Below are 21662 nucleotides of genomic sequence, written 5' to 3'. Positions count from 1 at the left end.
TCCCCTGTGTGCGACCCGTGGGGCCCGCTGCCCCCGATGACTCAATGCTGCACGTCAGAGGGGTCCTCGCGGATCACCATCAAGAGGGGTCTTCACCGGTACGACAACTCACCGGCGCGGGGGATCCAGCCCGCCGCCTCTCACTCCCCGGAGGGAGATACCGGAGAGCCAGCCGCCTGGCCCGCAGCCGGGCCGAACGCCGAGGCGGCCGGCGAGCCCGCCGCGATCAGGCCCGTCTCGTACGCGCAGATCACCGCCTGGATCCGGTCCCTCAGCCCCAGCTTGGCCAGCACGTTCCCCACGTGCGACTTCACCGTGTGCTCGCTCACCACCAGCGCCGCCGCGATCTCCGCGTTCGACAGCCCCCGCCCCAGGTGCAGCAGCGTCTCCCGCTCCCGGGCCGTCAGCACCTCCAGCCGCTCCGCCGCCAGGGCGGGCGCGGCCGCGGGCCGGGCCGTCACCGCCGTGTACTCCTCGATCAGCCGCCGCGCCACCGAGGGCGCCAGCAGCGACTCGCCCGCCGCCACCACCCGCACCGCGTGCACCAGGTCGTCCCGCCGCACGTCCTTCAGCAGGAACCCGCTCGCCCCCGCGTGCAGCGCCTCGTAGACGTACTCGTCCGAGTCGAAGGTCGTCAGCATCACCGTCCGGCAGGCGCTCCGCGCCGAGATCGCCCGGCACGCCTCGATCCCGTCCAGCACCGGCATCCGGACGTCCAGCAGCGCCACGTCCGGGGAGAGCCGCTCCACCGCCGACACCGCAGCCGCACCGTCCCCGACCTCCGCCACGACCTCGATGTCCTCCTGGACGTCCAGGATCATCGCGAACCCGCTGCGCACCAGCTCCTGGTCGTCGGCCACCACCACACGGATCGTCACGTACCCACCTCCAGCGGCGAGGTTACAAGCACGGTGAAGCCGCGCCCGTCCGCGCCCGGGCCCGTCCACGCCGTCCCGCCGTGCGCCGCCGCCCGCTCGCGGATCCCGATGAGCCCGTGCCCGCCCGCGCCGCCCCCGGCCGGCCCCCGGCCGTCGTCCGTGATCCGCACCGCGAGCTCCCGCGGCCCGTACTCCAGCCGGACGTCCACCGCCGAGGCCCCCGCGTGCTTCACCACGTTGGTCAGCGCCTCCTGCACCACCCGGTGCACCGTCGCCTCCAGCGCGGCCGGCAGCGCGCGCACCTCGCCCGTCCGCTCGTACGAGACCGCCAGCCCGCTCGCCCGCACCCGGTCCACCAGCGCCGCGAGCCCCCCGATCCCCGGCTGCGGGGCGCGCGGAGCCGCCTCCTGCGCCCGCAGCACCCCCAGCATCGTCCGCAGCTGCGCCATGGCGTCCCGCCCCGTCTCGGCGATCGCCTCGAAGGCCGCCTCCGCCCGCTCCGGGGCCCGGCGCACCGCCACCGGACCGGCCTCCGCCTGCACCACCATGATGCTGACGGCGTGCGAGAGGATGTCGTGCATCTCCCGCGCGATGCGGGTCCGTTCGCGCGCCGCCGCCTGCTCCGCCTCGATCCGGTTGGCCCGCTCCAGCTGCGCCGCCCGGTCCTCGACGGCCGCCGTGTACGCCAGCCGCGTGGCCTGGAGCCGCCCCAGCGCGAACGCCGCCGCGAACACGAACAGGGCGAACAGCAGCTCCCTGGCCGTACCGGTGTTGAGCCCGACGGAGACGGCGATCACCACGGCCAGGGCCGCCCCCACGGCCAGCCGCACCCGCGGCGGCCGCAGCAGCGCGATCGAGTAGACGCAGACCAGCCCCGCGTACGGCAGCGGCTGCCCGGGACCGTCCAGCGCCAGCTGGTAGACCGAGCCGCCCGCGATCACCCCGAGGAGCGCCGACACGGGCGCCCGCCGCCGCCACACCAGCGGCAGGTTGCCCAGCGTCATGACCAGGTACGCCGTCCAGGTCGCCGGCGGGTACGCCGGGTCGCGGGGCACCACGAAGGGGATGGTCGTCGCCACCTGCACCAGCAGCGTCAGCCCCGCGTCCCGCCAGCGCGGGTCCGCCCGCAGGACGCGCTCGCGCAGGCGCTCGACGTGTCCGCCCGTCACCGCCCGAGTTCGGACCGTACCGCCGCCAGGGCGTCCAGCCGGTTCGTGGTGACGGAGTCCACCCCGGCCCGCAGCAGGGCGCGCATCGACCGCTTGGTGTCCGGGGTCCAGGCCGACACCAGCAGCCCGTCCCGGTGCAGGGCGTCCGTGAGCTCCCGGCTGACCAGGCCGAAGCGGTAGTTGAGCCAGCGCGGGGACACCGCGTCGATCAGCACCCGGCGCGGCGGCGAGAGCGTGGTCCAGGTCAGCGAGATCTCCGCGTCCGGGTCGGCGGCGCGGACCGCCAGCATGGTGTTCGGGCCGGCGCAGTAGTACGTACGGTCCCGGGCCCCGCACTCGCGCACCAGGCCGACGACCGTCCGTACGGCCTCGAAACCGGCCCCCGGCAGGTCGATCATGAGCCGGCCCGCCCCGGCCTGCGTCAGCGCCTCGTGCAGCGTGGGGACCCCGCCCCCGGTGAGCTCCTTCAGCTGCGGGGCCGTGACGGCGTCGAGCCGTACGTCGTGGCCCCACAGCCGCTCCAGCGTCTCGTCGTGGAGCAGGACCGGTACTCCGTCGCGGGTCAGCCGCACGTCGATCTCCACCGCGTCGGCCCCGCGCGCGAACGCGGAGCCGATCGAGGCGAGGGTGTTCTCACGGACTCGGTAGGGATCGCCGCGGTGGCCGACGGCAGTCAGGGTGCTCATGCACCCCATTCTCGGGGGCGGGAGCGCCAACGTCGTTCAGCGGGCCAGCCATTCGGCCGTATAGGCGTCGATCTCCGCGGTCAGCGCCGCCTTGCCGGCCGGGTCCAGGAAGGACGCCTCGACGGCGTTCTTCGCGAGCTGCGCCAGGCCCCGCTCGTCCAGGCCGAGGAGGCGGGCGGCGACCGCGTACTCGTTGTTGAGGTCGGTGCCGAACATCGGCGGGTCGTCGGAGTTGATGGTGACGAGCACGCCCGCCTGCACCATCTCCTTGAGGGGGTGCTCGTCGAGGTCGGCCACGGCGCGGGTGGCGATGTTGGAGGTCGGGCAGACCTCCAGCGCGATGCGGTGCTCGGCCAGGTAGGCCAGCAGCTCGGGGTCCGAGGTGGAGCTGGTGCCGTGGCCGATGCGCTCGGCGCCCAGTTCGCGGATGGCGTCCCACACGGTCTGCGGGCCCGTGGTCTCGCCCGCGTGCGGCACGCTGTGCAGGCCGGCCGCGCGGGCCCGGTCGAAGTACGGCTTGAACTGCGGACGCGGGACGCCGATCTCGGGGCCGCCGAGGCCGAAGGAGACCAGGCCCTCGGGGCGCAGGTCGACGGCGAGCCGGGCGGTCTCCTCGGCCGCCTCCAGGCCGGCCTCGCCGGGGATGTCGAAGCACCAGCGCAGGATGACGCCGAGCTCGGACTCGGCGGCCTTGCGGGCGTCCTCGATGGCCTCCATGAAGGCGCGTTCGTCGATGCCGCGGCGGGTGGAGGAGTAGGGGGTGATGGTCAGTTCGGCGTAGCGGATGTTCTGCCGGGCCATGTCGCGGGCGACCTCGAAGGTCAGCGTGCGGACGTCGTCCGGGGTGCGGACCAGGTCGACGACCGACAGGTAGACCTCGATGAAGTGGGCGAAGTCGGTGAAGGTGAAGTAGTCGGCCAGCGCCTCGGGGTCGGTGGGGACCTTGGAGTCGGGGTGCCGGGAGGCGAGTTCGGCCACGATGCGCGGGGAGGCCGAGCCGACGTGGTGGACGTGGAGTTCGGCCTTGGGCAGCCCCGCGATGAAGGGGTGCAGGTCGGACATGGGGGCCTCCGGTGGGGCGCTGGTTTGGTCAGGTCCGCCTCATCGTAGGCAGGCCCGGCCCTGTCGGTGGCAGCGCTTAGCATGGCTGTACGAGAGGGGGGCGCCGTATGACCGACCAGAGCCCCGAGCCGAGGGACCCGTGGGCGCCGCCCGAGAGGCAGGCGGCCACGCCGGGTCCGCCCGGGACCGCGGGCCGGCCGGCCGATCACGACCAGCCGACGGTGGCGGCGATGCCGGGAGTTGGCGGTCCGCCCGTGTCCGGACCCGCCCCCGCACCGCCCCCGGCCTCCGCCCCGGCCCCGCCGCCGGGCGCCGCGTACGGATACCCCGTCGAGGGCGGCTACGGCCGGCCCGGCCCGGCCGCGGCCCAGCCGCCCGGCCAGCCCGGGTACGGCTACCCGGGCTACCCGGCGCCCGCGCCGTACCCGGGACCCGCGCCGTACCCCGGGCCCGCGCCGTACCCGGGCGCGCCCGGCTATCCGCCCGCGCCCGGCTACCCGGGCTACACCGGGTACCAGCCCTACGGACTCGGCCCGAGCAACGGCTTCGGCGTCACCGCGCTGGTCCTGGGCATCCTCGCGGTCGTCGGATGCGTCACGAGCTTCTTCGCGATAGCGCTCGGCATAGCCGCGGTGGTCTTCGGCGTGCTCGGCCGGGGCAAGGCGAACCGGGGCGAGGCCACCAACGGCGGCGTCGCCCTCGCCGGGATCATCCTGGGCGCGATCGGCATCGTGCTCGGCGCCGTGCTCGTGGCGGTCATGTTCGCCGGGTTCATGGCGGACACCTTCGACGAGACCCCCGACGGCGGCTCGCAGTCCAACACGCAGGTCCGCGAACGGGTCTGAGCCCGCCTCACCGCCGCGAAGGGCCGGTCCCGGGCAGCAGCCGCCCGGACCCGGCCCTTCACCGTCCCCGCTCCGGACCTACGCGGTCCACGGCCAGCCGACGCCCCGGCCGCCCCTCGACCGGGGAGACCATGCGAAGGCCGCGTCGGTGAGCCCGCCGAAGGGTGTGCCGGTTCGCCGCCCCGGAGGGCGCGTTGGCCCACCCGGCAGTCGGCCGGGTTCCCGGTGTGGACCGGGACGTTCTCCGGCACCAGGGCCGCCGCGCACCGCCCGCCATGTCTTCGCCGAGCCGTCAGGCCAGCCGCTCCCGCGCCTCCATCAGGGCGAAGCCCAGCAGGTTCAGGCCGCGCCAGCGCGCCGGATCCAGGACGCGGTCGTCGTCGGGCGGCAGGCCGATGCCCCAGATCCGGTCCACCGGGCTCGCCTCCACCAGCACCCGCTGCCCCGTGCCGAGCAGGTACGCGCGCAGCGCCGGATCCGAGCCGAACTTGTGCACGCTGCCCGCCACGACCAGCGCGAACCGCTCCCGCTCCCAGACCGCGTCCTCGAAGCCGCGCACCAGCCGTCCGGCCTTCTTCGCCTCGGCCGGAGTCGCCGCCTCCAGCGCGGCCCGCTCGGCCTCCGCGTCCCCGAACAGGCGCGCCTTGCCGGCCATCATCCAGTGCTCGGCCGTCGCGTAGCGGACGTCACCCACAGTGAAGGGGGACGGCCACCACTGGCTGAGGCAGCTCGGCCCCAGGCCGCCGTCCGGGCGCGGCCGGTGTCCCCAGAAGGGCAGGAACTTCACCCGTTCACCACGGCTGACCTGCTCGATCAGGGCGTCGATCTTCTCCATGCACGCGAGTCTGTCAGCCACCACGGACACTTCGTACGGGATTTGCGGCGCGCCTAGACAAAGGGTCGACCGATTCCGTCGCGTAATCAAAAGGCAACAACGGAATCACTTGGCTGAGGGAAGGCCCTCTGTCAGGATCGGCACTCAATTCGAGCTGTAGCTACGGAGAGCGTGAGAGCGTGATGGGTAACCGCTTCCAGGTCAAGGACCGCTTCGCAGACGGCGCGCAGTACATCGACGGCCGGCTGCGGGCCGGCACCTCGGGACGGTCGCACACCGTCGTCGACCCCGCCACCGGCCAGGAGGTGCTCACCTACGAGCTCGCCGGGCCGGCCGACGTGGACGAGGCCGTCGCCGCCGCCCGGCGGGCCTTCCCGGCCTGGTCGGGCGCCACCCCCGGCGAGCGCTCGGACGCCCTGCACCGGCTGGCGGCCGTACTGACCGCCCAGGCGGAGGACTTCGCGTACGCGGAGTCCCTCCAGTGCGGCAAGCCGCTCAAGCTGACCACCGAGTTCGACGTCCCGGGCACCATCGACAACACCGCCTTCTTCGCCGGAGCGGCCCGCCACCTCCAGGGGCAGGCGTCCGGTGAGTACTCCGGCGACCACACCTCCTCCGTACGCCGCGAGGCCCTCGGGGTCGTCGGGTCCATCGCCCCCTGGAACTACCCCCTCCAGATGGCCGCCTGGAAGATCCTCCCGGCCGTCGCCGCGGGCAACACCATCGTCCTCAAGCCCGCCGAGCTCACCCCGCTGACCTCCCTGATGTTCGCCCAGGCGGCCAAGGAGGCGGGGATCCCCGACGGGGTCGTCAACATCGTCACCGGCGCCGGCCGCGACGCGGGCGAGCACCTGGTCGGCCACCCCGACGTGGTGATGACCTCCTTCACCGGCTCCACCACCGTCGGCAAGCGGGTCGCCGAGATCGCCACCGCCACCGTCAAGCGGCTCCACCTGGAGCTCGGCGGCAAGGCCCCCTTCGTGGTCTTCGACGACGCCGACGTGGAGGCCGCCGCCCACGGCGCCGTCGCCGCCTCCCTGATCAACACCGGCCAGGACTGCACCGCCGCCACCCGCGCCTACGTCCAGCGCCCCCTCTACGACGCCTTCACCGCCCGCGTAGCCGAGCTGATGGAGACCGTGCGCCTGGGCGACCCGTTCGCACCCGGCACCGACCTCGGCCCGCTGGTCTCGCACGCCCAGCGCGACCGCGTCGCCGCCTTCGTCGAGCGCGCCCGCGGCTACGCCACCGTCGTCACCGGCGGGGAGATCCCCGGAGGGGACCTCGCCGAGGGCGCCTACTACCGGCCCACGCTGATCACCGGCGCCGCCCAGGACAGCGAGGTCGTGCAATCGGAGATCTTCGGCCCGGTCCTCGTCGCCCTGCCCTTCGACTCCGACGAGGAGGGCCTGGCCCTGGCCAACGACACCCCCTACGGGCTCGCCGCCTCCGCCTGGACCCGGGACCTCTACCGGGCGAACCGGGCCACCCGCGAGCTCAAGGCGGGCTGCGTCTGGGTCAACGACCACATCCCGATCATCAGCGAGATGCCGCACGGGGGCTACAAGGCGAGCGGCTTCGGCAAGGACATGAGCTCTTACTCTTTCGAGGAGTACACGCAGGTCAAGCATGTGATGGTCGACAACACCGCGGTAGCGGCCAAGGACTGGCACCGCACCGTCTTCGGGGACCGGACGTAACGATTCTGCGGCTACCACCGCCTGGCACCGCCGCCCGACCAGCGGCCCTCCTTCCCGAAAGGGCAACGCGCATGGAGCAGTTCGAGCCCGACCGCCTCTCGGCGGCGCAACTCGCCGCGATGCGGCGCAGCCTCACCAGTGGCCGCGGCGCCCTCACCCGCCGCTCGCTGCTGCGCGCCTCCGGAGCCGGGGCGCTCACCCTGGGCGGCCTCGCCGCCCTCACCGCCTGCGGCATCCCGCCCGCCAAGCGCGCGGACGGCCAGGCGGCCCCGTCCGACGACCACTCGGAGCAGGAGAAGGAGATCAACTTCTCCAACTGGACCGAGTACATGGACACCAGCGAGGACGAGAAGTCCCGGCCCTCGCTGGAGGCGTTCACCCGGCGCACCGGCATCGAGGTCAAGTACACCGAGGACATCAACGACAACGTCGAGTTCTTCGGCAAGATCCGCCCCCAGCTCGCCGCCGGCCAGGACACCGGCCGCGACCTGATCGTGGTCACCGACTGGCTCGCCGCCCGCATCATCCGCCTCGGCTGGGCGCAGAAGCTGGACCCCGCCCACCTCCCCAACGCCTACGCCAACCTGATCCCCCAGTTCCGCAACCCCGACTGGGACCCGGGCCGCGCCCACAGCTACCCCTGGACCGGCATCGACACCGTCATCGCCTACAACGCCAAGGCCACCGGCGGCAAGAAGGTCGACTCCGTCACCCAGCTGCTCGACGACCCCACCCTCAAGGGCCGCGTCGGCTTCCTCACCGAGATGCGCGACACCGTCGGCATGACCCTGCTCGACCAGGGCAAGGACCCGGCGAAGTTCACCACCGCGGACTACGACGCCGCCATCGGCCGCCTCCAGAAGGGCGTCGACACCCAGCAGATCCGCCGCTTCACCGGCAACGACTACACCGCCGACCTCGACAAGGGCGACCTGGCGGCCTGCCTCGCCTGGGCGGGCGACGTCATCCAGCTCCAGGCCGGCAACCCCGACATCAAGTACGCCATCCCGGCCGCCGGTTACATCACCTCCAGCGACAACCTGCTGGTCCCCGCCAAGGCCCGGCACAAGGCCAACGCCGAGAAGCTCATCGACTACTACTACGAGCCCGCGGTGGCGGCGCAGCTGGCCGCCTTCATCAGCTACGTCTGCCCGGTCGACGGGGTCAAGGACGAGCTCGCCAAGATCAAGCCGGAGCTGGCGGACAACCCCCTGATCGTCCCGGACAAGGAGATGGCCGCCAAGGCCCGCGCCTTCCGCTCCCTCAGCAGCGAGGAAGAGACGGCGTACGAGGAGAAGTTCGCCAAGCTCATCGGCGCCTGACCGGCCCCCCGGCCGGCCCTCCGCCGCGCCCCGTCCCCCTCCCACGACACACCACCGAAGGCCCAGGCCCATGACCGACACCACCGCGAGCGGCGACGTCCGCCTCGCCGGGATCAGCAAGCACTACGGCTCCTTCACCGCCGTGCACCCACTGGACCTCACCATCCCCCAGGGCTCCTTCTTCGCCCTGCTCGGCGCCTCGGGATGCGGGAAGACCACCACCCTGCGCATGATCGCCGGCCTGGAGGAGCCCTCCACCGGCACCATCAGCCTCGGCGAACGCGAGGTCACCCACCTGCCGCCGTACAAGCGCCCGGTGAACACCGTCTTCCAGAGCTACGCGCTCTTCCCGCACATGGACATCTTCGAGAACATCGCCTTCGGCCTGCGCCGCCGCGGCATGAAGTCGGTCAAGAAGCAGGTCGAGGACATGATCGACCTCGTCCAGCTCGGCGAGCACACCCGCAAGAAGCCCCACCAGCTCTCCGGCGGCCAGCAGCAGCGCGTGGCCGTCGCCCGCGCCCTCATCAACCACCCCCAGGTCCTCCTCCTCGACGAGCCCCTCGGCGCCCTCGACCTCAAGCTGCGCCGCCAGATGCAGCTGGAGCTCAAGCGGATCCAGACCGAGGTCGGCATCACCTTCGTGCACGTCACCCACGACCAGGAGGAGGCCATGACGATGGCCGACACGGTCGCGGTGATGAACGGCGGACGCGTCGAACAGCTGGGCGCCCCCGCCGAGCTCTACGAGAACCCGCGCACCACCTTCGTCGCGAACTTCCTCGGCACCTCCAACCTGATCCAGGCATCGGTGGAGTCCGCCGGCTCCGACGTGACCGTCTCGGCCTCCGGCGCCACGCTCCGGCTGCCGGCCGCCCGATGTTCGACCACGCCCCGTACCGGCGGAAAGCTGCTGGTCGGCGTGCGTCCCGAGAAGATCTCCCTGGTCCCGGCCGAGGACGCGCACACCATCGCCGCCGGCCGCAACACGATCGCCGGGAAGATAGCCGACTCCTCCTTCATCGGCGTCTCCACCCAGTACGTCATCGACAGCCCGGTCTGCGCCGAGCTGGAGGTCTACGTCCAGAACATCGAGCGCGACGCCCGCCTGGTCCCCGGCGCCGAGGTGGTCCTGCACTGGAACCCCGAGCACACCTTTGGCCTGGACGCCGACCAGGACATCGAGGCCGGCATCGAGACGGTCGGGGAGAGCGCGTGACCGCCACCGCCGCGCCCCCGCAGACCGCCGCCCCGGACGGTCCCCCGGTCCACCGGGCCTCGCTGCGCAAGCGCCTGATCCCGTACTGGCTGCTGCTGCCCGGCATCGTCTGGCTGCTCGTCTTCTTCGTGCTGCCGATGGTCTACCAGGCGTCCACCTCCGTGCAGACCGGCTCCCTCGAAGAGGGCTTCAAGGTCACCTGGCACTTCCAGACCTACTGGGACGCCTTCACCGAGTACCTCCCGCAGTTCCTGCGCTCCCTGGCCTACGCCGGCACCGCGACGGTCCTGTGCCTGCTGCTGGGCTACCCGCTGGCCTATCTGATCGCCTTCAAGGCGGGCCGCTGGCGCAACCTCCTGCTGGTCCTGGTCATCGCCCCGTTCTTCACCAGCTTCCTGATCCGCACCCTCGCCTGGAAGACGATCCTGGCCGACGGCGGCCCCGTCGTCGGCGTCCTCCACGCGGTCGGCTTCCTGGACGTCACCAGCTGGCTCGGCATCACCGAGGGGAGCCGGGTGCTGGCCACCCCGCTCGCGGTGGTCTGCGGTCTGACCTACAACTTCCTGCCCTTCATGGTGCTGCCGCTCTACACCTCGCTGGAGCGCATCGACACCCGCCTCCACGAGGCCGCCGGCGACCTGTACGCCACCCCGGCCACGGTGTTCCGCAAGGTGACCTTCCCGCTCTCCATGCCGGGCGTGGTCTCCGGGACCCTGCTGACCTTCATCCCCGCGAGCGGCGACTACGTCAACGCCGAGCTGCTCGGCTCGACGGACACCCGGATGATCGGCAACGTCATCCAGTCGCAGTACCTGCGGATCCTCGATTACCCGACGGCGGCCGCGCTGTCCTTCATCCTCATGGCCATCGTGCTGATCATGGTCACCGTCTACATCCGCCGAGCGGGAACGGAGGACCTGGTCTGATGCGTTGGCTGCGCCGCAACCTCGTCGTCATCGCGGGCCTCGGCACGCTCGCGTACCTGATCCTGCCGAACGTCGTCGTGACCGTGTTCTCCTTCAACAACCCCACCGGGCGCTTCAACTACGCCTGGCAGGAGTTCTCCCTCGACGCCTGGAAGGACCCCTGCGGGGTCGCCGACCTGTGCGGCTCCCTGGCGCTCTCCCTCCAGATCGCCCTGTGGGCCACCATCGGCGCCACCGTCCTCGGTACCGCCATCGCCTTCGCGCTGGTGCGCTACCGCTTCCGGGCCCGGGGGGCGGTCAACTCGCTGATCTTCCTGCCGATGGCCATGCCCGAGATCGTGATGGCCGCCTCGCTGCTCGCCCTCTTCCTCAACATGGGCATCCAGCTGGGCTTCTGGACCATCCTGATCGCCCACGTGATGTTCTGCCTCAGCTTCGTCGTCGCCGCCGTCAAGGCGCGCGTGCTCTCGATGGACCCGAGGCTGGAGGAGGCCGCCCGCGACCTCTACGCGGGACCCGTGCAGACCTTCCTGCGCGTCACCCTGCCGATCGCGGCCCCCGGTATCGCGGCGGGCGCGCTGCTGTCCTTCGCGCTCTCCTTCGACGACTTCATCATCACCAACTTCAACTCGGGCAACACCGTCACCTTCCCCATGTTCGTGTGGGGATCGGCCCAGCGCGGTACGCCCGTGCAGATCAACGTCATCGGCACGGCGATGTTCGTCATCGCGGTGCTGGTGGTCCTCGCCGGCCAGTGGGCCGGCAACCGCCGCAAGAAGGCACAACCGAAGTAGAGCCCTGTAGGGAGTTGGAAGACATGGCCCCAGTCGCCATGCGAAGTGTTGCGAAATCCCTTTCCGAAGCGAAGCCGGTCTCGTACTGGCTGGACGACCCCGGCCGCCCCGATCCGCAGCCGGCCCTCACCTCCGACGAACGCTGCGACCTGCTGGTCATCGGAGGCGGCTACAGCGGCCTGTGGACCGCGCTGCTCGCCAAGGAGCGCGACCCCGGCCGGGACGTCGTACTGATCGAGAGCAAGGAGGCGGGCTGGGCCGCCTCCGGCCGCAACGGCGGTTTCTGCGCGGCCTCCCTCACCCACGGCCTCGCCAACGGCCTGGCCCGCTGGCCGGGCGAGCTCGCCAAGCTGGAGGAGCTCGGCGCCCGCAACCTCGACGCCATCGAGGAGGCGGTCGCCCGCTACGGCATCGACTGCGACTTCGAGCGCACCGGCGAGATCGACGTGGCCACCGAGCCGCACCAGGTCGAGGAGCTGCGCGCGCTGCACGAGGAGGCCCTCAGGCTCGGTCTCGCGGACGGCTCCGCGTGGCTGGAGGGCGAGGCCCTGCGCGCGGAGGTCAACTCCCCGACCTTCCTCGCGGGCCTGTGGGACCGCGACGGCGTCGCCATGCTCAACCCCGCCAAGCTGGCCTGGGGCCTGAAGCGGGCCTGCCTGGAGCAGGGCGTGCGGATCTACGAGAACACCCGCGGCCTGAAACTGGCGCGGGCCGGCGCCGCGATGACGGTGCAGACCCCGTACGGGACGATCCTGGCGCGCCGGGTCGCCCTGGGCACCAACATCTTCCCGTCGCTGGTCAGGCGGGTGCGCCCGTTCACCGTCCCGGTGTACGACTACGCCCTGATGACCGAGCCGCTGACCGAGGAGCAGCTGGCCTCCGTCGGCTGGAAGAACCGGCCGGGGCTCGGCGACAGCGCCAACCAGTTCCACTACTTCCGCATCACCCGGGACCACCGGATCCTGTGGGGCGGCTACGACGCGATCTACCCCTACCGCGGCAAGCTGGACTCGGAGTACGACCACCGCCCCGAGACCTACCTCAAGCTGGCGGAACACTTCTTCACCGCCTTCCCCCAGCTGGAGGGGGTGCGCTTCAGCCACGCCTGGGGCGGGGCCATCGACACCTGCTCCCGCTTCTCGGCGTTCTTCGGCACCGCGCACTCCGGCCGGGTGGCCTACGCCGCCGGCTACACCGGACTCGGGGTCGGCGCCACCCGCTTCGGGGCGGAAGTGATGCTGGACCTGCTGGACGGGCTCTCCACCGAGCGCACCCGGCTGGAGATGGTGAAGTCCAAGCCCATGCCCTTCCCGCCCGAGCCCCTGGCCTGGACCGGCATCGCCCTCACCAAGTGGTCGCTGGCCCGCGCCGACGCCCGGGGCGGCCACCGCAACCTGTGGCTGAAGACCCTGGACCGCCTGGGCCTGGGCTTCGACAGCTGAACGGGTCCGCGCTGCGGGGTGTTCACCTCGACGGAGTAGCCCGACCCGCGTCATAGCGGCGCCCGGCCCCGCTCTCTCCCGGTGAGACACCCTCACCGCGCGAGACGAACGGAGGCCGGGCGATGGCGTTCCCCGGAACCAGGACGGCAGTGGAGTGGCTGGCGGGGGCGGCGCCGGACCCGGGGGCCTGCCGGTGGGCGTGGGAGCGGTCCCCCCTCGGCGTGGCGCTCCTGCCGGCCGGCGTGCGCTGGGACCTGCTGATCACCCCGGGGGAGCTGGGCCGGGCCGCCCTCGGCGTGCTGCGCCGGCTGCCCGCCCCGCCCGGCCCGGTACTCGCCGCGGGCCGCAGCGGCCGGCTCGGCTTCTTCGTCCCTCCCGGCACCGCTTCCGGCTGGCTCGGCACCGGCGTACGGGGAGCGGGGCGCGGGAGCTGGATCGCGGTCCCGTACCCCGGCCGGGCGACGGGCGGCCCGCACTGGCTGCACCTCCCGGACGGCCTGGGCACCCTCACCGACCCGGCGCTGCTGGAGCTCGCCCTGCACGAGGCGGCCGCCAGGACCCTGGCGGGGGAGGGCTGAGGGCCGTGGCGCTCAGCCGGAACGCCGGCGCGCGCTCCGGCCGACCGCCCACCGCACGCCCAGCAGCGGCGGCGTGCACATCAGGAGGCTGGCCAGGACGTCCAGGGGCCAGTGGAAGCCGCGCAGCACCAGACCCGTCGCGGTGAGCGCCGTCAGGGCGGCCGCGGCGGGCAGAGGCCAGCGGCGGCGGGTGTACGGCGTGAGGAGCAGGGCGGCGGCCGTGTACGCCGTCAGGGCCGTGGCGGTGTGACCCGAGGGGTAGTAGCCGGCGGCCCAGGGCTCCAGCGGGCCCGGGCGGGCGGTCCACTCCTTCAGGGGCACGACCAGCGCCGGCACCAGGGCCATCGCCGCACCGGCCGCGAGGGCGGCGAGGCGGTGGCCGCGCCGGACGGCGTACGCCATGGCCAGGACGAGGACGGGAAGGGCGACCGGCACGTTCCCCAGGTCCGCGAGGCGCTCGGTGACGGCGTCGGGGACGGTGCGCACCAGGGCGCGGCTCAGCTCCCGGTCCCAGGTCAGCAGCGGTCCCGCGGCGAGGACCTGCCAGGTGATCAGGGCGAACAGGGCGGCGCAGGAGGCCGCCGTGGCCAGAGGGAGAAAAGAGGCCGGCCGTCCCGGAACAGGGGGGATGGTTCCGGGACGGCCGCCCGGATCGGGTTGCCGTACGCCCCGGGGGGTGTGGGGCGGACGGCCGTCCGATCGGAGAGGAGTGTGCGCGAACGCATGCCCAGTACGGCGCTGGGGAAGCCCGGTACCGGTGTCGCCCCCGGTTGCCCGGGAGCGGTCTGTCTCACTCATCTGCAGAAACCGTACGGCAGCCGAGGGGGGACCGACAGCAGGAACGGCCTCTTGTCATCGGCCCCCCACAGCTTCTTCACAGCGCCCGACCGTTACCGGCGGTACCGGCGGGCTCCTGTGTTCGGCGGTTCGCTCAGACGTCCGTGCCGATGGCCGCGAACGCCGCCTCGATGAGGTCCAGGCCCTCGTTCAGCAGCTCGTCGCTGATGACCAGCGGCGGCAGGAAGCGCAGCACGTTGCCGTAGGTGCCGCAGGTGAGGACGAGCAGGCCCTCGGCGTGGCACGCCTTGGCGAGCGCGCCGGCCGCCTCCGGGAAGGGGGTCTTGGACGCCGGGTCCTTGACGAGCTCGATCGCGATCATGGCGCCGCGGCCGCGGATGTCGCCGATGATGTCGTACTTCTCCTGCATGGCGGAGAGGCGCGACTTCATGATCGACTCGATGTTCTTCGCCTTGGCGTTGAGGTCGAGCTCCTTCATGGTCTCGATGGAGCCCAGCGCACCGGCGCAGGCCACCGGGTTGCCGCCGTAGGTGCCGCCGAGGCCGCCCGCGTGCGCGGCGTCCATGATCTCGGCGCGGCCCGTCACGGCGGCGAGCGGCAGACCGCCCGCGATGCCCTTGGCGGTGGTGATCAGGTCCGGGACGATGCCCTCGTCCTCGCACGCGAACCACTGGCCGGTGCGGCAGAAGCCGGACTGGATCTCGTCCGCGACGAAGACGATGCCGTTCTCGTTGGCGAACTTCACGACCGCCGGGAGGAAGCCCTTGGCCGGCTCGATGAAGCCGCCCTCGCCGAGGACCGGCTCGATGATGATCGCGGCGACGTTCTCGGCGCCGATCTGCTTGGTGATCTGGTCGATCGCCTGGGCGGCGGCCTCGGGGCCGCAGTTCTCGGCACCGGTGGGCCAGCGGTAGCCGTAGGCGACCGGCACGCGGTAGACCTCGGGGGCGAACGGACCGAAGCCCTGCTTGTACGGCATGTTCTTCGCCGTCAGCGCCATCGTGAGGTTCGTACGGCCGTGGTAGCCGTGGTCGAAGACGACGACGGCCTGGCGCTTGGTGTACGCACGGGCGATCTTGACGGCGTTCTCGACGGCCTCGGCGCCCGAGTTGAACAGGGCCGACTTCTTGGCGTGGGTGCCGGGGGTCAGCTCGGCGAGGGCCTCGCAGACCTCGACGTAGCCCTCGTAGGGGGTGACCATGAAGCAGGTGTGGGTGAAGTCCGCGAGCTGCGCGGAGGCGCGGCGCACGACGGCCTCGGCGGAGGCGCCGACGGAGGTCACGGCGATGCCGGAGCCGAAGTCGATCAGGCGGTTGCCGTCGACGTCCTCGATGATGCCGCCGCCCGCACGCGCCGTGAAGACGGGGAGCACGGAGCCCACGCCGCCGGCCACCGTCGAAAGGCGGCGGGCCTGAAGCTCCTGCGACTTGGGGCCGGGGATCGCGGTGACGATACGGCGCTCCTGCGGAACAGCGGTCATAGAGGGCTCCCTGGGGGGTGTTTTCGGACGCACTTGTGTCTTTGTCCGCAGGCTAGGCCCGGGGGAGGGGGTAAGGCATGCTCCGTTAGGGAGTGGTGTCCGCGTGTCCTTGTCCGCGACGGCCATAGAGGGCGGGCGGCGCGGGGCCCGCGGATCGGGGCGGGGTGCGGGCCCAAGTGGCGGGCCGGGCACTAGATTGGGCGCCGCGGCGTTACAGGAACGGCAGGGGGCAGGGGTTCATGGACAGCGAGGGCACCTACGACGGAGCAACCCGCGCGGGACACGTCCCACCCCCACTTCCGCCCACCCCCCCGAAACCCCGCCACGCGCCGACGGCCGGCGCCCCGCTGGCGGACTGGCTCCGCACCCCGCGCCCGCCGGCGGAGCCGGGGGTCTGGCGGTTCGGGTACGCCCCGCGCAAGGGGAGCGCGGCGGACCCCGCCACCGACCGGTCGCTGCTGAGCGGGGCGGTGATCTCGTTTCTGGCGTGCGTGCTGGTGTGGTCCTTGATCACCAACCGCTACATCCCGTACGTCGACGTCCCGGTGAGGCTCCTGACCCCGGACGACTGGTGGAAGCCGCTGGGCGGCGGACCCGTCGACGGCCGTGCCGAAGCCGCATTGCAGGCGTATGTGATCGTGCTGACGGCGGCGCTGGTGATGTGGTTCAGCCGCCTCGGCTCCTGGGGTCTGGCCTTCGAACGGCTCGTCGCCGCGCGCGGTCGGCGGGCCCGAACGGCGGGGGCCGCGGCCGGAGCACTGTTCGTCGGACTGCTGATCTGGAACGGGACCATTCCCGTCGTCGATCTCCTCGGCACCCACCTCACCCTGACGGACCTGAGCAAGGGTGAACAGGTGGCGTTCACCGTCCTCGTGTTCACGGTCGCGCTTACCCCGGTCGTCGCCTTCTTCACCCGCCTCGCCCTCAAGTCCGCCCCCGAGGAGCGCTTCAAGGCCGCCCCCGTGCCCCTGGCGGAGCCCGTCGCCGACCCCGTTTCCTGGCCCGAGTTGCGGGACGCCGGGCTCGGGGAGGTGGCCGAGCGGCTGGGGGGGGAGGTGCGGGGTGGGCGGATGAATGACGTCGACTACGCGCGGATCCGCCGTGCCTGGGAGGGCGTCCGCGCCGACCCCACCCGGCTGCGCGCCTTCGCCGACGCCGTCCGCGACAAGGGCGCCGCCGCCTGCGTCCACCCCTCCGGCGACCGGGACCTGCCCGTGCGGGCCGCCCGGCACGACCTCCTCGCCCGCCAGGTGCTCCTCGGCACCGTCGAGGACCAGGAGCGCAACCCCTACGCCCGCCGCGGCACCGGAGTCGGCCTCGGCCCCGACGTGCTCGGGACCTCCCTGCTGGCCGTCGGCCCCTCCGGCAGCGGGAAGACCGCCCGCCTGGTGCGCCCCGTCGTCGAGTCGCTCGCGCTCCAGGCACTGGCCGGGCAGGCCGCCGTCATCGCCGTCGGCGCCGCCGGCTCCCGGCTCGGCCCCGACGCCGCCTACGACATCGTCGTCCGCGTCGGCGACCCCGACTCCGTCCACGACCTCGACCTCTACGGCGGCACCGGCGACTGCGACGAGGCCGCCGCGCTCCTCGCCGAGGCCCTCGTCGCCGACGTCCCCGGCGCCGACGTGCGCCGTGCCGCCACCGCCCTCGCCCAGCTCCTCGGCCCGTTCCGCGCGGCGCACGGCCGCTTCCCCGCCGTGCCCGAGCTGCGCGAGCTGCTCGACGGGGTGCCCACCGCCGTCACCTCCCTGCGCCAGGCCCTGGAGGGCGCCGGGCAGCAGGCGATGCTCCGCGAGCTCGACGCGCGCGAGCGCCAGTACGGGGCTCACGGCGACCCCGGCCCGGCCCTCGCCGACCGGATCGCCCTCCTCGACCGGCCCGCCTTCGCCGGCTTCTTCGACACCACCGGCCGCGGACGGCCCTTCTCCCTGCGTGCCCTCGAACACCCCGTCCGGGTCCGCGTGGACCTGCCCGAACGCGGGCACGCCGATGCCTCCCGGATGCTGGCCCGGCTGCTGCTCGCCCAGTTCAACGCCTCCGCCGCCGCCCGCGCCGACCGCTCGCTGTTCGCCTTCCTCGCTCTCGACGACGCCTCCCACACCCTCACCCCCGAGACCGTCCGCGGCATCCAGCGGCTGCGCTCGGCGAACGCCGGGGTCCTGCTCTCGCTGCGTTCGCTGGACGACGTACCGGAGGCCCTGCGCACCCCGCTGCTCGGCGCGGTCGGCTGCCGGATGGCCTTCTCCGGGGTGACCACCTGGGACGGACAGCGCTTCGCCGAGGCGTGGGGCACCGAGTGGGTCGAGACCCGCGACGTCACCCACCGCACCGTCTTCGCCGACCAGCCGCTGACCCGGGCCATCCACGCCTTCCGCAAGATGGTCACCGGCAAGGCCGTCACCACCGACGCGGTCACCGTCCGCCAGGTGGAGCGCGAGCGCTGGTCCGCCTCCGAGCTGGCGCACGCCGTACCGCCCGGGTGCGCGGTGCTCTCCCTGACCTCCGTCAGGGGGGAACGAGCGGCTCCGCTTCTGCTGCGGCTGGCCGGCACGAGCTGAGAGGACCCGTACGGGGTGGCAGAATCGATGGGGGTCGTTCATACGGCGTGGAGCAATCCCCGGACGGTGCGAGCCCCAGGATCGGGGACGCCCCGCCCGCCCGCCGCCCCCGCCCGCAGCCCCGCCCTCCCCCGCTCCGAAGGCCCCTGGTACCCGATGCCGCTCACCCTCGCCTCGCTCGTCCAGCACTCGGCGCTCAAGCTCAGCGTCCGGGCGGGGGAGAGCCGCCTCGACACCCCCGTGCGCTGGGCCCACGTCAGCGAGCTCGCCGACCCCGTCCCCTACATGGAGGGCGGCGAGCTGCTCCTGGTCACCGCCATGAAGCTGGACGCCGAGGACCCCGAGGAGATGCGGCGCTACGTACGGCGCCTCGCGGCCGCCGGGGTCGTCGGGATCGGCTTCGCCGTCGGGGTCAACTACGAGGCGGTCCCCGAGGCGCTGGTGCAGGCCGCCCGGGACGAGGACCTGCCGCTGCTGGAGGTGCCCCGGCGCACCCCGTTCCTCGCCATCAGCAAGGCCGTCTCGGCGGCCCTCGCGGCCGACCAGTACCGGGCCGTGACCGCGGGCTTCGAGGCGCAGCGGGAGCTGACCCGGGCGGCCCTGTCCTCCGACGGCCCCGCCGACCTGCTGGCGAAGCTCGCGGCCCACGTGCACGGCTGGGCCGCGCTGTACGACACCTCCGGCGCCGTCGTCGCCGCCGCTCCCGACTGGGCCGCGCGCCGGGCCGCCCGGCTCACCCCCGACGTCGAGCGGCTGCGCGAGCGGCCGGCGCCCGCGAGCGCGGTGGTGGGCGGTGCGGAGGACCGGGTCGAGCTGCAGTCCCTCGGCACCGGCCGGCGGGCCCGGGGGGCCCTCGCCGTGGGGACGGCCGCCCCGCTGGGCACCGCCGAGCGGTACGCCGTGCACTCCGCCGTCGCCCTGCTGACCCTGACCACCGAACGCTCGCGGTCCCTGCACGACGCGGAGTCCCGGCTCGGCGCGGCGGTGCTGCGGATGCTGCTGGAGGGGGAGGCCGGGCACGCCCGGGCGGTTGCCGGGGACCTGTACGGGGCCCTGCTGGAGGCGCCGTTCCGGATCGTCGTCGCCGAGCCCGCCCTGCCGGGGACGGCCCAGCCGGAGGGGCTGGCGCTGCTGGCCGACGCCGTGGAGTCGGCGGCCGCGCGGGCCGGGGAGGCGCTGCTGGTGGTGCCGGAACCCGGACGGCTGGTGGTGCTCGCCGCCGACGGGGGAGCGGCGGTGCAGGCGTGCGCCGACCACGCCGAGGCGCAGGAGTCCCGGCGCGGGCGGGAGAGCACCGGGCCGGAACCGGACGAGCTGGTCGTGGGGCTCTCCGCGGCGGCCGTGCCGGAGGGGGTGGCGGCCGCCTTCAAACAGGCCGAGCAGGCGCTGGCCGTGGCCCGGCGGCGCGGGCGGCCCCTGGTCGAGCACGAGGACCTCGCCGCCGGATCGGTCCTGCCGCTCCTGGCCGACGAGGCCGTACGGGCCTTCGCGGAGGGCACGCTGCGGGCCCTGCGCGAGCACGACGCCACCGGGCGCGGGGACCTCGTCGCCTCCCTCCAGGCGTGGCTCGCCCGGCACGGGCAGTGGGACGCGGCCGCCGCCGACCTGGGCGTGCACCGGCACACCCTGCGGTACCGGATGAAGCGGGTCGAGGAGATCCTCGGCCGCTCCCTGGACGACCCCGACGTCCGCATGGAGCTGTGGCTCGCCCTGAAGGCCGGCCCGGCCTCCCGCTGACTCCTTGCGGGCCCCGGGGGAGCGGCCGCTCCGGCGCAACACTGACAAAGCGGCGCAGCGCCCGCGTGCGGCGCTCCAACGCGGCTAAACGCCGAATGCCCGGCGGAGTCCTACCGTGGTGGGGACAAGGACCCGCCCCCAGCTACCGCTGGGAGGTGCCCCCAGCACACACCGAAGGGCCGGGATTCGCATGACTTCCACCCACGCCTTCTGGCTCGCCGGCCGCCAGGCCACCGGCGAGGACAGCTTCGACGTCCACAACCCGTGGGACGGCCGGCTCGTCGGCACCGTCAGCGTGCCCACCGACGCCCAGGTGGAAGAGGCCGTGGCCGCGGCGCACGCCGTGACGGCGGAGTTCTCCGCCACCCCCGCCCACGTACGGGCCGCCGCCCTGGACCACGTGTCCAAGCGGCTCGCCGAGCGCACCGAGGAGATCGCCCAGCTGATCTCCGCCGAGAACGGCAAGCCGGTCAAGTGGGCGCGCGGCGAGGTCGGCCGTGCGGTGTCCGTGTTCCGTTTCGCCGCCGAAGAGGCCCGCCGCTTCAACGGCGGAGACGCCCAGCGCCTGGACACCGACGCCGGCGGCGTCGGCCGCCTCGCCCTGACCCGCCGCTTCGTCAAGGGCCCGGTCCTCGGCATCGCGCCGTTCAACTTCCCGCTGAACCTGTGCGCCCACAAGGTGGCCCCCGCCATCGCCGTCGGCGCGCCGATCATCCTCAAGCCCGCCCCGGCCACCCCGCTGTCCGGTCTGATCCTCGGTGAGCTCCTCGCCGAGACCGACCTCCCGGCCGGCTCCTGGTCGGTCCTGCCGGTCGCCAACGACAAGATGCCGGCCCTGGTCAAGGACGACCGCCTCCCGGTCATCTCCTTCACCGGCTCCGACACCGTCGGCTACGCCATCCAGCAGTCGGTGCCCCACAAGCACTGCACCCTGGAGCTCGGCGGCAACGCCGCGGCCGTGGTCCTCGCCGACTGGTCCTCCGAAGCCGACCTCGACTGGGCCGCGACCCGCATCGCGACCTTCTCGAACTACCAGGCCGGCCAGTCCTGCATCTCCGTGCAGCGCGTGATCGCCGACGCCTCCGTCTACGACCGCCTCGTCGAGAAGGTCGTCGCGAAGGTCCAGGCCCAGGTCACCGGCGACCCCGCCGACGACGCCACCGACGTCGGCCCGCTGGTCTCCGAGGACGCCGCCAAGCGCGTCGAAGCCTGGGTGGACGAGGCCGTCTCCGCCGGCGCCAAGCTGCTCACCGGCGGCCGCCGCGACGGCGCCACGGTCGAGCCGACCGTCCTCGCGGAGGTCCCGGCCGGCGTCAAGCTCGCCACCGAGGAGGTCTTCGGCCCGGTCCTGACCCTCACCAGGGCCGAGAACACCGACGAGGCGTTCGCCGCCGTCAACGACTCGAAGTTCGGCCTGCAGACCGGCGTCTTCACCCGCGACATCCAGGTCGCCTTCCGCGCCCACCGCGAGCTCGAGGTCGGCGGTGTCATCATCGGCGACGCCCCCTCGTACCGGGCCGACCAGATGCCGTACGGCGGCGTCAAGCAGTCGGGCGTGGGCCGCGAGGGCGTCCGCTACGCGATGGACGACTACACGTACGAGCGCGTCCTGGTCCTCACGGGCCTCGACATCTGA

General features: G+C 73.2%; 18 protein-coding genes. 11 read left to right on the top strand and 7 right to left on the bottom strand.

The window, feature by feature from the left end; translation table 11 throughout:
• Nucleotides 1-140: 140 nt before the first annotated feature.
• From ABZ716_RS00300 to ABZ716_RS00285, 4 genes are read right to left on the bottom strand one after another with little or no spacing between them, the layout of a single operon-like run.
• Nucleotides 141-878, bottom strand: coding sequence for a response regulator transcription factor (locus ABZ716_RS00300; RefSeq protein ID WP_358812297.1), 738 nt, complete (start codon nucleotides 876-878; stop codon nucleotides 141-143).
• Nucleotides 875-2047 (bottom strand): histidine kinase, encoded by a 1173-nt coding sequence (locus ABZ716_RS00295; protein ID WP_358955431.1) that lies wholly within the window; start codon nucleotides 2045-2047, stop codon nucleotides 875-877. The genes ABZ716_RS00300 and ABZ716_RS00295 overlap by 4 nt, the downstream gene beginning before the upstream one ends.
• Nucleotides 2044-2742: a glycerophosphodiester phosphodiesterase gene (locus tag ABZ716_RS00290; RefSeq protein WP_358812299.1), complete on the bottom strand. Its 699-nt coding sequence runs from the start codon at nucleotides 2740-2742 to the stop codon at nucleotides 2044-2046. Before ABZ716_RS00290 ends, ABZ716_RS00295 begins: the two co-directional genes overlap by 4 nt.
• Nucleotides 2743-2769: 27 nt before the next feature.
• Nucleotides 2770-3795, bottom strand: coding sequence for an adenosine deaminase (locus ABZ716_RS00285; protein WP_358955429.1), 1026 nt, complete (start codon nucleotides 3793-3795; stop codon nucleotides 2770-2772).
• A 254-nt stretch (nucleotides 3796-4049) separates the two neighbouring features.
• On the opposite strand from ABZ716_RS00285, the gene ABZ716_RS00280 reads away from it, so the two are divergent.
• Nucleotides 4050-4640 carry a DUF4190 domain-containing protein gene (locus tag ABZ716_RS00280; RefSeq protein ID WP_358955427.1) on the top strand — a complete coding sequence of 197 codons (591 nt, stop codon included), beginning with the start codon at nucleotides 4050-4052 and terminating at the stop codon, nucleotides 4638-4640.
• Nucleotides 4641-4932: 292 nt separating this feature from the next.
• On the opposite strand, the gene ABZ716_RS00275 is transcribed toward ABZ716_RS00280, so the two are convergent.
• Nucleotides 4933-5475 carry an NADAR family protein gene (locus ABZ716_RS00275; protein WP_358955424.1) on the bottom strand — a complete coding sequence of 181 codons (543 nt, stop codon included), beginning with the start codon at nucleotides 5473-5475 and terminating at the stop codon, nucleotides 4933-4935.
• Between the two features lie 182 nt (nucleotides 5476-5657).
• Here ABZ716_RS00275 and ABZ716_RS00270 point away from each other — a divergent pair, with 182 nt between their 5' ends.
• The 7 genes from ABZ716_RS00270 (at nucleotide 5658) to ABZ716_RS00240 (ending at nucleotide 13456) form a co-directional block, all read left to right on the top strand.
• Nucleotides 5658-7175, top strand: coding sequence for a gamma-aminobutyraldehyde dehydrogenase (locus tag ABZ716_RS00270; protein WP_358955838.1), 1518 nt, complete (start codon nucleotides 5658-5660; stop codon nucleotides 7173-7175).
• Between the two features lie 71 nt (nucleotides 7176-7246).
• Complete coding sequence (locus ABZ716_RS00265) at nucleotides 7247-8497, top strand: spermidine/putrescine ABC transporter substrate-binding protein (RefSeq protein ID WP_358812303.1); 1251 nt, start codon at nucleotides 7247-7249, stop codon at nucleotides 8495-8497.
• A 70-nt stretch (nucleotides 8498-8567) separates the two neighbouring features.
• Entirely contained in the window at nucleotides 8568-9716 is a 1149-nt protein-coding gene (locus tag ABZ716_RS00260) for an ABC transporter ATP-binding protein (RefSeq protein ID WP_358955422.1), read from the top strand.
• Nucleotides 9713-10642, top strand: coding sequence for an ABC transporter permease (locus ABZ716_RS00255; RefSeq protein ID WP_351884021.1), 930 nt, complete (start codon nucleotides 9713-9715; stop codon nucleotides 10640-10642). Before ABZ716_RS00260 ends, ABZ716_RS00255 begins: the two co-directional genes overlap by 4 nt.
• Complete coding sequence (locus ABZ716_RS00250) at nucleotides 10642-11436, top strand: ABC transporter permease (protein WP_045947668.1); 795 nt, start codon at nucleotides 10642-10644, stop codon at nucleotides 11434-11436. The genes ABZ716_RS00255 and ABZ716_RS00250 overlap by 1 nt, the downstream gene beginning before the upstream one ends.
• 23 nt (nucleotides 11437-11459) lie before the next feature.
• Complete coding sequence (locus ABZ716_RS00245) at nucleotides 11460-12878, top strand: FAD-dependent oxidoreductase (RefSeq protein WP_358955419.1); 1419 nt, start codon at nucleotides 11460-11462, stop codon at nucleotides 12876-12878.
• 122 nt (nucleotides 12879-13000) lie between these two features.
• Complete coding sequence (locus tag ABZ716_RS00240; RefSeq protein ID WP_358955416.1) at nucleotides 13001-13456, top strand: hypothetical protein; 456 nt, start codon at nucleotides 13001-13003, stop codon at nucleotides 13454-13456.
• A gap of 12 nt (nucleotides 13457-13468) precedes the next feature.
• On the opposite strand, the gene ABZ716_RS00235 is transcribed toward ABZ716_RS00240, so the two are convergent.
• Both ABZ716_RS00235 and gabT read right to left on the bottom strand, forming a co-directional pair.
• Entirely contained in the window at nucleotides 13469-13942 is a 474-nt protein-coding gene (locus ABZ716_RS00235; protein ID WP_358955414.1) for a phosphatase PAP2 family protein, read from the bottom strand.
• A gap of 445 nt (nucleotides 13943-14387) precedes the next feature.
• Entirely contained in the window at nucleotides 14388-15734 is a 1347-nt protein-coding gene (gabT, locus tag ABZ716_RS00230) for a 4-aminobutyrate--2-oxoglutarate transaminase (protein ID WP_355971591.1), read from the bottom strand.
• Between the two features lie 239 nt (nucleotides 15735-15973).
• Here gabT and ABZ716_RS00225 point away from each other — a divergent pair, with 239 nt between their 5' ends.
• The 3 genes from ABZ716_RS00225 (at nucleotide 15974) to ABZ716_RS00215 (ending at nucleotide 21662) form a co-directional block, all read left to right on the top strand.
• The gene (locus ABZ716_RS00225) at nucleotides 15974-18289 is read left to right on the top strand and encodes an ATP/GTP-binding protein (RefSeq protein WP_358955412.1); all 2316 of its coding nucleotides are present in this window, start codon (nucleotides 15974-15976) and stop codon (nucleotides 18287-18289) included.
• A 156-nt stretch (nucleotides 18290-18445) separates the two neighbouring features.
• Complete coding sequence (locus ABZ716_RS00220; protein ID WP_358812309.1) at nucleotides 18446-20026, top strand: PucR family transcriptional regulator; 1581 nt, start codon at nucleotides 18446-18448, stop codon at nucleotides 20024-20026.
• A gap of 190 nt (nucleotides 20027-20216) precedes the next feature.
• On the top strand, nucleotides 20217-21662 hold the full coding sequence (locus tag ABZ716_RS00215) for an aldehyde dehydrogenase family protein (protein ID WP_358955409.1): 1446 nt from the start codon (nucleotides 20217-20219) through the stop codon (nucleotides 21660-21662).

Origin of the sequence: Streptomyces sp. NPDC006687 (assembly GCF_040636215.1) — a bacterium.
In the GTDB taxonomy this organism is placed as follows: Bacteria; Actinomycetota; Actinomycetes; order Streptomycetales; family Streptomycetaceae; genus Streptomyces.
The sequence above is the reverse complement of the archived record's forward strand: the minus strand, read 5'-3'. Positions and strand labels throughout refer to the sequence as shown.

Excerpts from the sequence above, each read along its gene's own strand:
- ABZ716_RS00260 (WP_358955422.1), top strand. The coding sequence starts at position 8,568 with ATGACCGACACCACCGCGAGCGGCGACGTCCGCCTCGCCGGGATCAGC.
- ABZ716_RS00240 (WP_358955416.1), top strand. The coding sequence starts at position 13,001 with ATGGCGTTCCCCGGAACCAGGACGGCAGTGGAGTGGCTGGCGGGGGCG.
- ABZ716_RS00285 (WP_358955429.1), bottom strand. The coding sequence starts at position 3,795 with ATGTCCGACCTGCACCCCTTCATCGCGGGGCTGCCCAAGGCCGAACTC.
- ABZ716_RS00215 (WP_358955409.1), top strand. The coding sequence starts at position 20,217 with ATGACTTCCACCCACGCCTTCTGGCTCGCCGGCCGCCAGGCCACCGGC.
- ABZ716_RS00270 (WP_358955838.1), top strand. The coding sequence starts at position 5,658 with ATGGGTAACCGCTTCCAGGTCAAGGACCGCTTCGCAGACGGCGCGCAG.
- ABZ716_RS00290 (WP_358812299.1), bottom strand. The coding sequence starts at position 2,742 with ATGGGGTGCATGAGCACCCTGACTGCCGTCGGCCACCGCGGCGATCCC.
- ABZ716_RS00220 (WP_358812309.1), top strand. The coding sequence starts at position 18,446 with ATGCCGCTCACCCTCGCCTCGCTCGTCCAGCACTCGGCGCTCAAGCTC.
- ABZ716_RS00245 (WP_358955419.1), top strand. The coding sequence starts at position 11,460 with ATGGCCCCAGTCGCCATGCGAAGTGTTGCGAAATCCCTTTCCGAAGCG.
- gabT (WP_355971591.1), bottom strand. The coding sequence starts at position 15,734 with ATGACCGCTGTTCCGCAGGAGCGCCGTATCGTCACCGCGATCCCCGGC.
- ABZ716_RS00275 (WP_358955424.1), bottom strand. The coding sequence starts at position 5,475 with ATGGAGAAGATCGACGCCCTGATCGAGCAGGTCAGCCGTGGTGAACGG.
- ABZ716_RS00225 (WP_358955412.1), top strand. The coding sequence starts at position 15,974 with ATGGACAGCGAGGGCACCTACGACGGAGCAACCCGCGCGGGACACGTC.
- ABZ716_RS00250 (WP_045947668.1), top strand. The coding sequence starts at position 10,642 with ATGCGTTGGCTGCGCCGCAACCTCGTCGTCATCGCGGGCCTCGGCACG.
- ABZ716_RS00265 (WP_358812303.1), top strand. The coding sequence starts at position 7,247 with ATGGAGCAGTTCGAGCCCGACCGCCTCTCGGCGGCGCAACTCGCCGCG.